General features: G+C 66.1%; 14 protein-coding genes. 4 read left to right on the top strand and 10 right to left on the bottom strand.

Annotation, left to right across the window (positions count from 1 at the left end; genetic code table 11):
- Window positions 1-430 precede the first annotated feature (430 nt).
- The 6 genes from tyrS to ACIBW7_RS42575 all read right to left on the bottom strand — a co-directional run bounded on the left by tyrS (window position 431) and on the right by ACIBW7_RS42575 (window position 6535).
- Entirely contained in the window at window positions 431-1720 is a 1290-nt protein-coding gene (gene tyrS, locus ACIBW7_RS42600; RefSeq protein WP_397056768.1) for a tyrosine--tRNA ligase, read from the bottom strand.
- A 222-nt stretch (window positions 1721-1942) separates the two neighbouring features.
- Entirely contained in the window at window positions 1943-2380 is a 438-nt protein-coding gene (locus ACIBW7_RS42595; protein WP_397056766.1) for a DoxX family protein, read from the bottom strand.
- 107 nt (window positions 2381-2487) lie between these two features.
- Entirely contained in the window at window positions 2488-3099 is a 612-nt protein-coding gene (locus ACIBW7_RS42590; protein ID WP_397056764.1) for a DNA-3-methyladenine glycosylase, read from the bottom strand.
- A gap of 22 nt (window positions 3100-3121) precedes the next feature.
- Window positions 3122-4270 carry a low temperature requirement protein A gene (locus ACIBW7_RS42585; RefSeq protein WP_397056762.1) on the bottom strand — a complete coding sequence of 383 codons (1149 nt, stop codon included), beginning with the start codon at window positions 4268-4270 and terminating at the stop codon, window positions 3122-3124.
- Window positions 4271-4301: 31 nt separating this feature from the next.
- Complete coding sequence (locus ACIBW7_RS42580) at window positions 4302-5192, bottom strand: RNA polymerase sigma-70 factor (protein ID WP_397056772.1); 891 nt, start codon at window positions 5190-5192, stop codon at window positions 4302-4304.
- A gap of 101 nt (window positions 5193-5293) precedes the next feature.
- The gene (locus ACIBW7_RS42575) at window positions 5294-6535 is read right to left on the bottom strand and encodes an NAD(P)/FAD-dependent oxidoreductase (RefSeq protein WP_397056760.1); all 1242 of its coding nucleotides are present in this window, start codon (window positions 6533-6535) and stop codon (window positions 5294-5296) included.
- A 180-nt stretch (window positions 6536-6715) separates the two neighbouring features.
- Between ACIBW7_RS42575 and ACIBW7_RS42570 the strand changes: the two genes are divergently transcribed.
- From ACIBW7_RS42570 to ACIBW7_RS42555, 4 genes are all read left to right on the top strand, one after another.
- Complete coding sequence (locus ACIBW7_RS42570) at window positions 6716-8233, top strand: multicopper oxidase family protein (protein ID WP_397056758.1); 1518 nt, start codon at window positions 6716-6718, stop codon at window positions 8231-8233.
- Window positions 8234-8310: 77 nt separating this feature from the next.
- Entirely contained in the window at window positions 8311-9042 is a 732-nt protein-coding gene (locus ACIBW7_RS42565) for an ABC transporter ATP-binding protein (RefSeq protein ID WP_397056756.1), read from the top strand.
- On the top strand, window positions 9039-9830 hold the full coding sequence (locus ACIBW7_RS42560) for an ABC transporter permease (protein ID WP_397056754.1): 792 nt from the start codon (window positions 9039-9041) through the stop codon (window positions 9828-9830). The genes ACIBW7_RS42565 and ACIBW7_RS42560 overlap by 4 nt, the downstream gene beginning before the upstream one ends.
- A complete protein-coding gene (locus ACIBW7_RS42555; RefSeq protein WP_397056752.1) occupies window positions 9827-10474 on the top strand; it encodes a TetR family transcriptional regulator in 648 nt (215 codons plus the stop codon). Before ACIBW7_RS42560 ends, ACIBW7_RS42555 begins: the two co-directional genes overlap by 4 nt.
- A gap of 42 nt (window positions 10475-10516) precedes the next feature.
- Here the strand turns inward: ACIBW7_RS42555 and ACIBW7_RS42550 are convergent, their stop codons facing one another.
- The 4 genes from ACIBW7_RS42550 to ACIBW7_RS42535 all read right to left on the bottom strand — a co-directional run bounded on the left by ACIBW7_RS42550 (window position 10517) and on the right by ACIBW7_RS42535 (window position 15793).
- Window positions 10517-10750 (bottom strand): Trm112 family protein, encoded by a 234-nt coding sequence (locus ACIBW7_RS42550; protein WP_397056750.1) that lies wholly within the window; start codon window positions 10748-10750, stop codon window positions 10517-10519.
- A gap of 21 nt (window positions 10751-10771) precedes the next feature.
- Window positions 10772-11281: a GtrA family protein gene (locus ACIBW7_RS42545; protein ID WP_397056748.1), complete on the bottom strand. Its 510-nt coding sequence runs from the start codon at window positions 11279-11281 to the stop codon at window positions 10772-10774.
- On the bottom strand, window positions 11278-13518 hold the full coding sequence (locus ACIBW7_RS42540) for a hypothetical protein (protein WP_397056746.1): 2241 nt from the start codon (window positions 13516-13518) through the stop codon (window positions 11278-11280). The genes ACIBW7_RS42545 and ACIBW7_RS42540 overlap by 4 nt, the downstream gene beginning before the upstream one ends.
- A 70-nt stretch (window positions 13519-13588) precedes the next feature.
- The gene (locus tag ACIBW7_RS42535) at window positions 13589-15793 is read right to left on the bottom strand and encodes a hypothetical protein (protein WP_397056770.1); all 2205 of its coding nucleotides are present in this window, start codon (window positions 15791-15793) and stop codon (window positions 13589-13591) included.
- Window positions 15794-15995: the final 202 nt, after the last annotated feature.

Below are 15995 nucleotides of genomic sequence, written 5' to 3'. Positions count from 1 at the left end.
ACCCAAACGGGGGTTTGAGGAGCCGGAACCAAAATAATATTTGGCACTGACATTCATCGACACACTATTGAGTTCTCAAAGAACACACGCACACAACTCAACCCCAGATTCTCTCGGGGGGCTTGTTGAGGCAACTTTCCTAGCCTACCCAACCGCTCGCGCAGAGTCAAGTCTGCTCGTCCGATCCGGCAATGCTGATCGCCAGGCGCTCCCCGTCCTACCTCGTTTCCCAGGCCGCTGTGCTCAACGTTTCCGCTGCGCTTTGGGCTCCGGGTCGGTGTCCGTGTCGCTCTGACTTGGACAAAGTTACGCGGCGGAGAACGACGAGTCAAATCCGCACTACACGCATGTCATTTCGCAGGTCAGAGGCCATCTGACACCCCGAAAAACGGGCTCGGGCCCCCCGAATGTGACCCGAGCCACGTGATCTTTATGCGCCCGCCCGCAGTATGCCCGCGAAGTTCCGCTTTCCGCGGCGCAGCACCAACCAGCGACCGTGCAGGTAGTCGGCATCGGCGGGCGTCCATTCCAGATCCGAGATCCGCTCGTTGTTCACCGACGCTCCGCCCTCGTTCACCGCGCGCCGTGCGGCGCCGCGACTCTCCGACAGTCCGGTGGCGACCAGCAGATCGACGATCGTGCTCGGTTCACCCACACCGACCTCGGCGACCGTGCCGTCTACTGCGGCTTCACGCAGGGCCGCCGACAGCGTCGGCTCATCGAGTTCACGCAGATCCGCGCGTCCGAACAAGGCCTGACTCGCCAACTGCACGGCCCGGGTATTCGCCTCGCCGTGCACCAGATTCGTCATTTCCTCGGCCAGCTTGCGCTGGGCTTCCCGTGCGTGCGGGCGCTCGGCCGTGGCCAGTTCCAGCTCGGCCAATTCCTCGCGGGACAAGAAGGTGAACCAGCGCAGGTACCGCACGACATCGGCGTCGGCGGTATTCACGAAGTACTGGTACCAGGCGTATGGGCTGGTCATCTCCGGATCGAGCCACAAGCTGCCGCCGCCGGTCGACTTACCGAACTTCTTGCCGTCGGCCGAGGTAACGAGCGGGACGGTCAGCGCGTGCACCGCCGCACCGTCGACGCGCCGGTTCAGCTCGACACCCGCGATGATGTTGCCCCACTGATCCGAACCACCGACCTGCAGCGTGCAGCCGTAGTTGCGGCGCAGCTGCAGGTAGTCGTTGGCCTGCAGCAGCATGTAGCTGAATTCGGTGTAGGAGATGCCCTCGCCGTCCAGGCGGCGCTTGATGGTGTCGCGTGCCAGCATGACGTTGACCGAGAAGTGCTTGCCGATATCGCGCAGGAAGTCGACGGTCGACAGCTGGCCGGTCCAGTCCATGTTGTTGGCGATGATCGCGCCGGTGGGTGAGTCGTCCAGGTCGACGAAGCGCTCGAGCTGCGAGCGGATCCGGCCCGCCCATTCCGCGACGGTATCGGTCGAATTCATGGTGCGCTCGCCCACGTCGCGCGGATCGCCGATGAGTCCGGTGGCACCGCCGGCCAGCACGATCGGGCGATGGCCCGCGCGCTGGAACCGCTTGAGCGCCAGCAGCGGGACCAGATGTCCGGCGTGCAGGCTGGCCGCGGTGGGATCGAAACCGGCATAGAGGGTCAGCGGCCCGGCGGATGCCGCCGCGCGCAAGGCGTCCAGGTCGGTGGACTGCGCGATCAGTCCGCGCCAGGTCAGTTCGTCGATGATGTCGCCGCTCACGCCTCCGCCTCGCTGGCGCTCGACTCCAGCGTGCGCGAGGCGCGCCGGCACATGGTTCGCTCACTTCGTTCGCTCACGCTTTCCCATCTTTCCGCACCGGTCCCCGCGACCGGCATGGCCCTCAGTGTCGCCGCGCGCCGCCACGCAGGGCGAATGATTTTCGTTGAACGCGACGACGATCGGCAGACCGCGGTCTGCCGATCGTGTGCGTTGTTCAGATGTTCAGCGAGCCAGCAGCTCCCGCACCGCGATGATGCTGTCGCGACGCTGCCAGGCGATCCAGACGAACACCACGCCGAGCACCAGCGGGAAAGGCGCCAGGGCGGGCGCGCCGAGCAGGAACACCTGGGTCAGTGCGGCACAGACCATGGTGATGGTCAGGCCGACGGCCGCGGGGCCGGTCAGGCGAGGCACCAGCAGGCCGATACCACCGGCGAGTTCGACGACGCCGGTGAAGTAACGAAACCACTGGCCCCAGCCGATCGTGTCGAAGGATTCGATCGCCGCATGTGCGCCGACCAGCTTGGGGGCGGCGGAGGCGATGATGAAGAACAGCGCGAGCAGGACCTGCACGGTCCAGAGCGCGGTAGTCATCTTCTTGCCGGGGCGGTGGGCGACGGTGGCGGTGGTGATCGGGGCGGCGGGGGCGATGGCGGTCATCTGTCTTTCCTTCGGGTCGGTCGCGCCGGGTGGAGCGCGTTCAACAGATAGGACGGACACCGCGCCGAAAACTCATCGCCGATCCCGAAAACTCCTGTGACCTGGTGTTATATCGCCTCGATCGGGGCACGCGGGCTGCGCCGGTAGACCGAGACCGCAGGCGACGCGAGCCAGAATCGCCACGGCACATCCGCGGCACTGCTGACCCCGACGCGCGGTCCGTCGGAAATCTCGGCGGGGTCGATCGCGCCGTTCAGCTCCAACCGGATCGGCGAGGCAGGGTCGAAGAGTGGAGTTCCATAGTCGCTCAGCGTTATTCCGAGCGCGCTGCCGAGATTCCCAGGGCCCCTTGCCAAATCGGCGTCCGTGCGGGCTGCGGGTCGTCGCTTTCTGACCGTATCCGACCCGGCGATCACCTCGCCCGACCGGATGAGTACCGCGCTCGCGGTGCCGTCCGGACCGCTGGTCACGTTCACGCACATATGCATGCCGTAGCTGAGGTAGACGTACAGCACGCCGGCGGGCCCGAACATCACCGCATTGCGCTTGGTCCGCCCGCGTCCGGAATGCGATGCGGGATCCGGCCACGGTCCGGCCGGATCGCCGCCATATGCCTCGACCTCGACGATTCGCACGCCGACCGGTCCGGACCACAGTGTCGAGCCGAGCAGTCGGCGAGCCGCGGCGGGTGGTTCGACCGCGAGTTCCTCATTGCGCACGACTCTCTATTGTTCCCGAAAGTCAGAGGTAGCGACTGTGCTGGCCCGAGCGCAGCGTGACGAGATCGTCGATGATCACGGCGGCATAGCCGACCGCGACCAGCACCGCGAGCTGCGCCCAGGCGACCCACGCGATACCTATCGGGATGGTCGCGGCCACCGCCGCGGCGGCGAGCAGCCGCGACCACGGGCGCGGCAGACCGAGGGCGAGCCGGAAACAGAACTGGCCGAAGAAGTACAGCGCGACGCCGCCGGAGAGCGCGGACGCGGCGGCGATGGAGGCGGGTTCGTTGCCGTGCGCGATGGTCATATTGATGCCCGCCGCAGTGACGGTGACGCCGATCAGCAGCGGGTAGAGCGCGTAGCCGTAGGCGAGCACCGCGGGACGTGAGCGTTCCCGATCCGGGACCGCGGCCAGCGCATGCTCGCCACGGTCGTCATCGATCCCGAAATAGGCCCACCACAGCACATAGGCCAGACAGAGTCCGAGCGCGACGGTGGCGGTCAGCGGCACGGTCAGCTTCTCCCCCGCCAGGCCCAGACCGATCGCGACCACCGACTCACCGATGGCGACGATGATCACCAACCCGTTGCGCTCGCAGAAATGGCTGGCCCGCACCACGAAATCGCGGGTGTCGACAAGGTACGGACTCAGTACCTGCACCACGAATGCCAGCCCCCAGCACAGGTACTGCCACCAGCCGTGCACGAAGCCGCCCGCGAGCACGAGCGCAGCCGCGAGCGCGTTCAGCGGCGCGATGCGCCTGATCGCCTGGCTCGCCGAGGTGCCGCCACTGACCCAGAACAGCGCCGTGTGCACGGTGTTGACCAGGACGTAGCCGAGACCGAACGCGAGACCCGTGCCGTGGAACGCGTCCGGGATCGCCAGCGCAAGCACGAAGAATCCGAACATTCCGATCAGCAGCAGCGTGCGGCGCTGCGAATTGCTCGGCGCCACTTCGTTGGTGAGCCAGACGTAGCCGCTGTACATCCACCAGATCACCCCGAAAAGCACCACCACCTGAGCCAGCGCCTCCCAGCCGGGATGGTGGGTGAAGACGTGGGTGAGCTGAGTGATGGTGAAGACGAAGACGAGATCGAAGAACAACTCCAGGGTGGAAACCCGAACCTGTCCTCCGTCCACGTTCGGTTCCGTGGTCTGGCTGGTCACGGCAGGATCGTAAAGCAACACGCCGGAGTGGTCACCCGATGACGTCGGTCCCCATGTACAGCCCCTTCAGCTTGCCCGGGTTCACCTGGAAGCGCAGGTTGTGGATGTGGCCGTCGATGATGTCGTAGGTGAACGCCGCCACCGGATTTCCGTCGATGCGCGCGAGCGCGCCGAGTTCCCCGTTGATATGCGCGGGCTCGAGGACAATGCCCGCGACCGACGGCTTGGCGAGCACGCCGAGAACCCAGCGCGCCACATGATCCGGCCCGTACAGCGGACGCCGGGCCGCGGTGACCACACCGCCGCCATCGGACCACGAGGTGACATCGGGGGCGAGCAAATCCATCAGGGCATTGAGATCGCCACCGGCACAGGCGGCCATGAACTGTTCGGTGATGTGGGTGCGCTCGGCCTTGTCGGTATCGAAGCGCGGGCGCCGGGACTGCACATGTGAGCGGGCCCGATGCGCGATCTGCCGTACGGTGGCCTCGGGTTTGTCGAGGGTGTCGGCGATTTCGGCGTGGCTGTAGCCGAACACCTCGCGCAGCAGGAAGACCGCGCGTTCCACCGGATTCAAGGTCTCCAGGACCACCAGCATCGCGGTGGAGACGGTGTCGGCCAATTCGGTCTCCTCGGCGATATTCGGTGAGGTCAGCAGGGGTTCGGGAAGCCAAGGGCCGACGTAGGTTTCGCGTTTGGCCTTGGCCGAGGTGAGCCGGTTCAACGACAGATTGGTGACCGTGCGCACCAGATAGGATTTGGGATGCTGGACTCTCGACTGATCGGTCTCATTCCACTTCAGCCAAGTGTCCTGGAGGATGTCCTCGGCATCGGTGACGGTGCCCAGCATCCGGTAGGCGGTGGAAAAGAGCAGCCGCCGGTGTTCGATGAATGGATCCTGCGCGGGCGTGGCGTCGACCATCTGAACCATGCTCCTAGTGCATGTCCGGATTTGGCAATCCAACTTTCCGGACGAATGCCGAAACCGCCCGCCTGGGTGGCGGACGGCCGATCCGGGCCGGTTCATACGGTCCGACGCGTGGCCTTGCCGCCCTTGGACAGCTGGACCGAAACCGTCATCTTCTTGCTCAGCTCGAAGCTCGGCACCGGGCTGCTGCTCACGCCTTCCTTGTACAAGACAGCCGCGCGTCCGGTCAGGTAGAACCGGCCGGGGGTGTCGTCGGCCTTGGTGAACTGGATGACGGCATCCTTGCGGCCCAAGCTGACCGGCTGGTGGAAGTAACCGAACCGGAACGGCTTGACGGTCTTGCCCTTCAGCTGGCGAGCGATGGAGTCGGCGGTGTAGGCGGCGGTCGGCATACCGGACTGGCAGGTGCCGTGGATCTGCCCCCAGGCCTGGCGGACCGCGGCGGCGTCGCCGATGGCGTGGATGTTCGGATGCGAAACCGACCGCAGGGTCGGATCGACCACGATCAGCCCACGCGCGTCGGTTTCGATGCCGGCCTGTGCGGCGAGTGGCGAGACGCGGACGCCGGTGGTCCAGAGGGTCAGGTCGGCCGAAACCAGTTCGCCGTCGGCGAGTTCGACCGCATCCGGCAGCACCTTGGTGACCGCCTGGCCGACCTTGCGTGCAACGCCGAGCCGATCGAGCACCCTGTTCAGGTGGGCGCGGGCCCTTTCGCCCATCATCGCGCCCAGTTCGGTGCTGCTGATCAGCGTGAGGTGCAGCCCCGGGTAGCTCTCGGCGATTTCGGCCGCCGCCTCGATGCCGGTCAGACCGCCGCCGCAGACCGCGACGGTGCCGGCCTCGGCCGCGACCACCGCAAGGTGTTCGGAGAAACGGTGCGCGGTGCGCGGATCGTTCAGGGTCCAGGCATGATCGGCGGCGCCGGGCACGATGTCGGCGTCCGTGCTGCTGCCGAGCGCGTAGATCAGCTCGTCGTAGCGCAGTGTGCCGGTGCCGGTGCCGGTGCCGTCGACGTAGACCCGCTGTGCCTCGGGATCGATGGAAGTCGCCCAGCCCTGGACGAATTCGACGCCAGAACCCGCCAGGATCTCCGGGATCCGATTATCGGCCAACTCCTGACCCGCGGCGACCTGGTGCATGCGCAGCCGCTCGGTGAAACGGGCGGACGGGTTGACGATGGTTATCTCGACGTCGAGTTTGCGGGTCCGCCGGGCCAGCCGGATGGCGGCCAACATGCCGGTGTAGCCCGCGCCGAGTACGACGATCCGATGCGTGGTGGGCCCACCCGTCACCCGGCCGCCGCCCCTCATCGAATCGCTACGCGGTGCTGTACTCATGATTGCTCCCATGGTCGGTGTCACCGGGGCAGGTTTGTTGGTTGGTGACGACCATCGGACAAAGCACCGCCGCCGGACGTGACAGCCATGTGGTGTGACGTGGGGCACATGCGGAATCAGGGGTGAAATAGGGACGCTCCCGGATGTGGTCGAGGGCCCGTGATCCATACCGTCAGCGGCATGTCTTCGGTTTCCCGGCCGCGGTGGTTGCGGCGGTTGCTCTTGATCGTCACGGCGGTCACTGCGGTGGTGCTGCTATCGGTTGGCGGCTGCGTCACGTGGGTGTACAGCAGTGCCTCCGTATCTACTGTCGGCAGCGGCGAATTCAACAATGAGCTCGCGATTCCGCCGCTGGCACAGTCGCGGGTGCGAGCGGATGGCACGCGGGTCTTCGAACTCGAAATGCGTTCGGGGCAACGAGAATTCCGCGCTGGGCAGGCAACCGAAACGTGGGGGTTCAACGGGGACTACCTCGGACCGACGCTGCGAGCGCGCCGTGGCGAGAAGGTGGAAGTCGAAGTCCGGAACAATCTTTCGGAGCAGTCGACCGTGCACTGGCATGGAATGCACCTGCCCGCGGCGATGGACGGTGGACCACATCAGATGGTGCAGGCCGGTGGCACGTGGACACCACATTGGACCGTGGACCAGCCCGCCGCCACGCTCTGGTACCACCCGCATCCGCACGGCGCGACCGAACAGCACCTCCGACGTGGGCTCGCGGGGCTGTTCCTACTCGACGACGAAGTGTCCGAAGGACTTTCGCTACCGAAGAACTATGGCGTCGACGATCTGCCGGTCATCGTCCAGGACGTGAAATTCCGTGGCAATCAGCTCGATTCGTCGCACGGCATGTTCCGGGACATCGGGTTTCTCGGCGACCGGACCATGGTGAACGGAACCCTCACGCCGTATCGGAATGTCGGCGATGAGCTCGTGCGATTGCGACTGCTCAACGCTTCGACGGCGCGGGTCTACACCTTTGGCTTCGCCGACGACCGCCGCTTCTCACTGGTCGGCACCGACGGCGGACTGCTGGAACGTCCTGTCGCCCTCGATCGGGTGCGGCTGTCACCGGGCGAACGCGCCGAAATCGTGGTTCGCGTGCGGCCCGGTGAACGTACCGTGCTGCGCAGCACGAAACTCGATGCGGGACTGAACTTCTGGACGCAGCGATTCGCGGGCGGTGACGACAGCTTCGACGTCCTCGAACTGCGTGCGGCATCGACATTGCGGCCATCGCCGGAATTGCCTGCGGCACTGGCACATCCGTCCACGCCAGCTGGCTCCGATTCGGTGCGCGAGCGGAGCTTCGAACTGAATCTGAGTGGCATCAACGGCAGCCCGATGGCGATGGATCGGATCGATCTGACGGTCACCCGGGGCACCTCCGAAACCTGGGTGGTGCACAACAACGACGGCATGCCGCACAACTTCCACATTCACGATGTGCAGTTCCGCGTCCTCGAACTGAACGGCGCACCACCACCCGACGCACTGACCGGACCGAAGGACACCATCTTCCTGCCGCCGAGTGCCACCGCGAAGCTCACCATGCGGTTCGACGGACCCGCTGATCCGAACTCGCCGTACATGTATCACTGCCACCTGCTCTGGCATGAGGATCAAGGCATGATGGGCCAGTTTGTCGTGGTCGAGCCCGGTCAGCCGGCCGGAGCACCGGCACATCACCACTGACGGGCCTTGCCCAAAAGTTCCGAGCGCGCTAAATTCATCACACAGTGAATTCAACACTCGATGAATTGAGGCGTCCCATGACGGACCTGCACTCATCCCATGCCGTCGAGGTTCGCAACCTCACCGTGCGCCGCGGCGGCCGCGAAGTCCTGCACAACATCTCGCTGACCATCCCGCGCGGTTCCATCACCGGACTGCTCGGTCCGTCGGGGTGCGGCAAGACCACGCTCATGCGCAGCATCGTTGGTACCCAGATCGTGGCGTCCGGCGAGATCTCCGCGCTCGGATTGCCCGCAGGCGCGGCGGAACTGCGGCATCGGATCGGTTACGTAACCCAGGCACCGAGCATCTACCGCGATATCAGCGTGCGTGAGAACGTCGCCTACTTCGCGGCGCTCTACGGCCGCGACCGCGACGACATCGACGAGGCCATCGGCGCGGTCGGCCTGCTGGACAACGCCCACCAGCGCGGCGACGAACTCTCCGGCGGCCAAGAGACCCGCGCGTCTCTGGCCTGCGCCTTGGTCGCACAGCCGGAGGTGCTGATCCTGGACGAGCCGACGGTCGGCCTGGATCCGGTGCTGCGCGTCGACCTGTGGAAGCAGTTCCACGAATTGGCCGCGAACGGAACGACGCTGCTGGTTTCCAGCCATGTGATGGACGAGGCCGAGCACTGCGACAAACTGCTGCTGATGCGCGAGGGCGACCTGCTCGCCGAACTCAGCCCCGACGAGCTGCGCACCGAAACCGGTGAGCAGAACCTCGAACAAGCCTTCCTCACTCTGATCACGATGGGACGTGCGGCATGACCACCACCCTCGTACCCCGCCGCCGGACGCCGACACTGCGCCCCTATGCCGCGACGACCGGACGCATCCTGCGTCAGCTGCGCAACGACCACCGCACTGTCGCAATGATTCTCGTGGTCCCCGCGGTCCTGATGGCGCTGCTCTACTTCATCTACAAAGACACCCCGCCCAACCCGTTCAACCCTGTGCCGATTTTCGATCGCGTCGGCATCAGCATGCTCGGCATCCTGCCGTTCATCGTGATGTTCCTGATCACCGCGATCGCCATGCAGCGCGAACGCACCTCCGGCACGTTGGAGCGGCTGCTGACCACGCCGCTGTCGAAACTCGATCTGCTCGCCGGATACGGCACCGCCTTCTCGGTGGCCGCGGCGGCGCAGGCGGCGGTGGCCTGCCTGGTTTCCTTCGGGCTGCTCGGCCTGGATTCGGCGGGCAGTCCGCTCTGGGTGGTGGTGATCGCCATGATCGATGCGGTCTGCGGCGTCGCACTCGGGCTATTGGCAAGTGCCTTCGCACGCACCGAATTCCAGGCCGTGCAGTTCATGCCGGTGGTGGTCGCGCCGCAGATCTTCCTGTGCGGCCTGCTTGTTCCGCGCGGACAGTTGCCGGGCTGGTTGGAGGCGATCAGCAATGTGATGCCGCTGAGCTATGCGGTCGATGCGCTGCAACAGGTTTCGACACATTCGGACGTCACCGGTCAGATGCTGCGTGACCTGGCCGTCGTTGCCGGTTTCGCGATCGTCGCGCTCTGTCTGGGCGCGGCCACGCTACGACGGCGGACCGCGTGACGGCCGAGGAGATTGCACAGGACCCGACGACCAACGGCGACCGGGGCACCCGCTCGGGTCGCCGGCCGGGTCGCTCCGACACACGCGAGGAAATCCTCGCAGCCGCCCGCGCCCGCTTCGCCGAGATCGGTTTCGACAAGACCTCGATCCGCGCCGTCGCCGCCGACGCCGGGGTCGATCCCGCGCTGGTCCACCATTATTTCGGAACCAAACAGCAACTGTTCGCCGCGGTGGTCGAGTTACCGATCGATCCGGAAGCCACACTGCGCCGGATCGAGGCCGCGCCGCTGGATCGGCTCGGCGAAACCATTCTCGGCTCGGTGCTCGCGGTGTGGGACTCCCCCGCCGGTCCCGGGATCGTCGCGGCGGTGCGCAGCATTCTCGCGGGCGGCGATACCGCGCTGGCCAGGACATTTGTCCTGGATGTCGTCCTGGAACGGGTACGGATGCGGATCGCGAAGCCCGAGGACGACGGCCGCGCCCGGGTCGCGCTGGTGGGTACGCAGATGATCGGCGTGCTGGTCGCGCGCAAAATCCTGGAGATAGAACCGCTGGCCTCGATGCCGGGTCCCGAACTGGTCGCAGCCGTCGGCCCCACGCTGCAGCGCTATCTCACCGGTGAAATCGACACTCCCGCACCATAATTCGCGGTGGCGCCTATCGTACGCCACCGAGCGAATGGCTGCTCAGGCGTCGGCGTGCTGGCTGGTGAAGGCGGCGTGCTCGGCGTCGGCGACATCGCGGGCCTCATCGATCAGCAGCACCGGAATGCCGTTCTCGATCGGGTAGGCACGGCGCAGGCGCGGGTTGTAGAGGGCGGTGGCGCCCTTGTCGTCGCGGACCAACAGCAGCGGACCCTTGTCCTGCGGGCAGGCGAGCAGGCTCAACAGGGTGGCGTCCAAGGCGGTTTCCTCCGGCATGATCGATAACTTACCCGGCGCCTAGAACCGTTCCGCACCCGAACCGGCCGATGGCGGCTCGGGCACGGGCCCCCGGTGGAACGAGATGTAGCGATGCCCGAAGAAGCTGGCGATGGCGACCAGACCCATCACCACCACCGCGGCAGGCCTACTCGGCAGATGCAGCACCGAGACGGCCAGCGACAGCAGTGCGATATTCATCAGCAGACCCCCGGAATTGACCGCCACGAAGCGGACGAAATCCCGCAGCATATGTCCGCGCACCCGGAAGACCAGCGTGCGATGCAGCACGAACGCGATGACGATGCTGACCGCATAGGCGGCGACCACCGCGACCGCGGGCGGCACATTGCTACCGAGCACCGATAGCCACAGCACGGTCAGCCCCATACCGAGCGCGGTATTGAACGCACCGACCACGGCGAAGGCGATCTCCTGCCGACGCACCAGCCGCAGCAGCAGACCCGGATCCTCGGCACCGGTCGCACCCGCACGATCCGCCGTGAATTCGGCCTGCTGGTCAGCTGTCAACGAGATACTCCCGCCAGATCGGGTTCCGAAACCGTCGCGGTCACCGGCGGTTCGATCAGTGTCGCATCCTCGTCACGCTCGCGGCCGCGCGTGAACATCCATTGCAATGCGCCGATTCCGAACAGCCCGAGCAGGATCGCGACCCCACCGATCTTCCACCCCGGCGGCCGCCAGGTCAGCACCAGGTCGCCGTTCTTGGTGCCGGCCGGAATATCCACGGCGACAAAGGTTTTCGCGACCACGTCGAATGGGATCGCCCGGCCGTTCAGCGTCACCTGGTAGCCCGGCCAGCCCAGCCGCGCGAGGACCACGCGGCCGCCATTATCCGAACTCACGCGTACCCGGCTGGTCAGCTCCGATTCCGACACCGACGTCGCGGTGCCACCGGAGATCGCCGACACCCGGCCGTTCTGCGTGGACAGCAGCCCACCCACTCGCTCGAGCACCGCGATGTACTGCTCGTGGCCCGGGTAGTCGACCCACTGCCAGCCAGATGGTGCGGGTTGATTGCGCGCGTCCGGGTACAGCGCCTTTTGCAGCACTACCCGATCCACCTTCATCAGGTCGACGATCGTCCTGCCGGTAGTGGGCTCCGTCGCGAAGGCCCGCCGGAAGGCGTCGGGGCAGACGCTGGTGTCCCAGCGCATGCACAGCATTTCACCGAACCAGAAATGCCCGTTGGGCGTATAGCCGCTGACGTAGGTCTTCTCCAGATCCTTGGCGTAGTTACCGAAGACCAGCGATCCGTACGCGCCCTGCAGCGAACGATCCTCGGGCCGGATCAGCGCGCGATCGGCCAATTGCAGGGTGGTGCCCCGAAATTCGGGAAACGCGGCCTTCATCTGCGACCGCTGCTCGGGCAGGTTCCAGCTCATCGGCGTCGGCTGCGCCGCATACACCTGCAGGAAGGCGATCGGGAACACCGAAACGATGGTCAACGCGCAGGCCGCGGCCATGCTTTTCTTCATACCGAGCCACACGACAGCCGCACCGAGCACGGCGATCCCGACCGCCGCCACCACATGCCAGACGACCTCGCGCGGCGCCGCCGAGAACGACCGCACCCACAGCAACCCGATCAGCACACCCGCTGCGATACCGCGGCCGCGCCAATTCTCGAAGGTGGCGAAGCGGCCGAGCAGCACGCACACCAGCACCAACAGTCCGAGGGCCAGCATCGGCAACACCCGCGCCGGCCAGCGCAGCGGGCCGATGGTGCCCGGCCCCGCCGTCCACATCAGCGCCATCAGCGCGACGAGCGCGATCGCGCTGAACTCCCGCCAGGACGCGCGCGCCTTGCGCCAGTCGATGAAAGCCAGCGCCGGAATCAGGAACCAGGCGATATAGACCACCGGCATCGGCTGCACATAACCCCACCAGGAGTTGTACGCGGGCAACGAGCTGGGCAGGCTGGCATTGAGCGATTCCGACCACGGCACGGTCAAGAACTGGTCGTTATTGATCTGAGCCGTGCCGCGCCAGGTCACCTTCGCCGACAGCATGCTCGGCAGATAAGTAGCCAGCCCGGCCACCGCGGCACAGCCCGCGACCGTGAGCAGTCGCAGCGACGGCTGCCACTTCCGTTGGTAGACAACCTCCCCCACCGCCACCGCGCCGATCATCAGCCCGGCCTCGACCGCGGGGAAAATGTATTGCACCGAGATGGCCAGGTACAGGAAAACGAAGGTCGGGATCGGCCCGCCGCGTCCCCGTGCGTAGCGCACGCCGGATGCCCACGCGTGCACCAGCCACGCGGTACCGGTGAAGGCGGTGTACCAACTGGCCTCGTCGAAGAACAGCAGCCAACCGGTGAACGGAATCGACACGCCGGCAACGGCGGCCCACGGCAGCCGCGCCCCGTACTCCAGGCAGACGCGGTAGACACCGGTCCCGAGGACGACCGCGAAGATCAGCTTGATCACGGTGGTGTAGAGCGCGATGTTGTCGACCGAGGGCGCGATCAGATCAATCAGCAGTTGCGGCGGATTCAGCAGGCCCGCCTCCTCGATGGCGTAGTTGCCCGCCATCCAGTGCTCGGGGACCAGCACCGGGAACTGGCCGTCGCGCAGGGACCGGCCGAGCATCACCCACAGCGGGCCGTACTGCGACTCGCTGTCATCGGTGTAGAAATGCCTGGCATTGGCCAGCAGGACGGCACTATATCCGGCGATCACACCGAGTGCGGTTATGAATCCCCACTTGTACACGTCCCGCCGGGCGGGGGCGCTGCTTTCCACCACGAGTTCCAGACCCTACAGGGCGCACTCGTCGAGGGACACCTCCGATCGGGCCTGCGCGGATCGACCGCTACGAGACCACGTCCGCCAGTTCACGATCCGGCTCGCCGGGGCTCGGATCCGCCGCCGGCGGCTCCGGATCCCGACGCCGCGATCGCACCCACAGCCACTGCAGCACCCCGATGGCGGCGATGCCGAGCGCTGTGGTGCCGATGCCGATCTTCCAGCCCGGCGGCCGCCAGGTCAGCACCAGTTCGGCGTTCTGCGTGCCGGCAGGTACGTCGACGGCGACAAACGACTTCGCCACGGTGGTGATCGGGATCTGCTTACCGTCCAGGGTCACCCGGTAGCCCGGCCAGCCGAGGCGCGCGAATACCACCTTGCCGCCGCCGGCCGAGGACACCCGCACCCGGCTGGTGGTACCGGTCTCCGAAATCGATGTCGCTGTCACATTTTTCGCATCCGCGACGCGGCCGTTCACCGTCGAGATCGGACCGTCCACGCGTTCGAGCACCGAGATGTAGCGCTCGTGGCCGGGATAGTCGACCCACTTCCAGCCCTCCGGTGCCTGCTGATTGCGCGCATCGGGGAACAGGGCGCGCTGCAATACCACCCGGTCCAGCTTCATCAGATCGACAAGGGGACGGCCGGTGGTCGGCTCCGGGGCGAACATCCGCCGATAGGCGTCCGGGCAGACGCTACTGTCCCAGCGCATGCACAGCAGTTCGCCGAAATAGAAGTGACCGGTCGGTGTGTACCCATTGACATAGGTCAGCTCGAGCGATTTGGCGTAGTTGCCGAAGACCAGGGATCCGTAGGCGCCGTCGAGGCTCATATCGTCGCGCTGCAGCAGCCCGCGCTCGCCGAGTTGGATCGTGGTACCGGGAAAGTCCGGGAACGCGGTCTGCGCGTCGGACCTGTTGGTCGGCAGATGCCATGTCATCGGCGTCGGCTGCGCGGCATTGACTTGATAGAACGCGATCGGGAACATCGCGACGATGGTCAGCACACCCGCGGTGGCCAGACTCCGGTTACGTCCCAGCCAGACCACCCCGGCGACGAGCGCGCCGATCGCGGCGGCCGCGAGTACGTGCCGGACCACATTGTGCGGATCCGCGGAAAAGGACCGCACCCACAGCAGACCGATCAGCAGAGCCGCGGCGACGCCGCGACTCTTCAGATCACGGACGGTGGCATAGCGCCCGAGCAACACACAGACCAGCACGAGCAGGCCGAGCGCGAGCATCGGCAGCACCCGCACCGGCCAGCGCAGCGGACCGATCGAACCCGGTCCGGCACTCCACATCAGCATGATGATCGCGAACAGTGCGACCCCGCTGAGCTCGCGCCAGGATTCGCGGGCGCGCCGCCAGTCGATGAAGGCCAACGCCGGAATAAGGAACCAGGCGATATAGGTGACCGGCATCGGCTGGATATAGCCCCACCAGGAGGTGAACGCGGGCAATGTGCTCGGCAGACTGGCATTCAGCGATTCCGACCACGGCACCGTCAAGAACTGGTCGTTGTTGATCTCCATGGTGCCGCGCCAGGTCACCTTCGCCGACAGCATGCTCGGCAGAAAGGTCAGCAATCCGGCCAGACCGGCACCCGTCGCGGCGACGGTCAACCGCGCCACCGGCTGCCATTTGCGTTGGTAGACGAGCTCGCCCACCGCGACGGCGAGCAACATCAGCGCCGCCTCGACGGCCGGGAAGATGTACTGCGTGGAGATGGCCAGGTAGAGGTAGATGAAGACGGGAATCGGCCCGCCGAGACCGCGGGTGTATCGCACCGACGACGCCCAGGCATGGACCAGCCATGCGGTGCCGGTGAGCGCGGTCATCCAACTGGCCTCGTCGAAGAACAGAAAGAAGCCCGACAGCGGGAACGCGACACCCGCGACCGCGGACCACACCGGCCGCGCGCCGTACACCAGGCAGATCCGGTAGACACCGAGCGCAGCGATGATCGCGAAGATCAGTTTGACGACGGTCGCGTACACCGCCATGTTGTCTACTGACGGCGCGATCAGATCGATCAGCAGCTGCGGCGGGTTGAACAGGCCCGCATCATCCATCGTGTTGTTGCCCGACATCCAGCGCTCGGGCACCAGCACCGGGAAGGTGCCGTCACGGAGCGCGCGTCCCAATCCCACCCAGAGTCCGGTGTACTGCGATTCGGTGTCGTCGGTGTAGAAGTGCCGCGCATTGGCCAGCAGTACCGCCAGGTATCCCGCGATGACACCGAGCGTGCAGACGGCACCCCATCGGTACACCTCCCGACGCGAATCGGGCCCCCTGTCGCGGGCGTCGGGTCCTGCCTCTTTCGCCTCCGTCACTGCACCAGCCGTCACGAGTTCCAAACCCTACAGCGCACAGTCGAGCTTGGCATCGAACCGCCGACACCACCATGATGGTGCGATGAGCTGCTCCGGAATGCCGTATGCGTACCGTGTTAAAGTTCACGGCGGCTCGGGC

Source organism: Nocardia sp. NPDC049526, assembly GCF_044465765.1.
Lineage (GTDB): Bacteria > Actinomycetota > Actinomycetes > Mycobacteriales > Mycobacteriaceae > Nocardia.
Note: the sequence above shows the minus strand (reverse complement) of the source record. Positions and strands in the feature narration are given on the sequence as shown.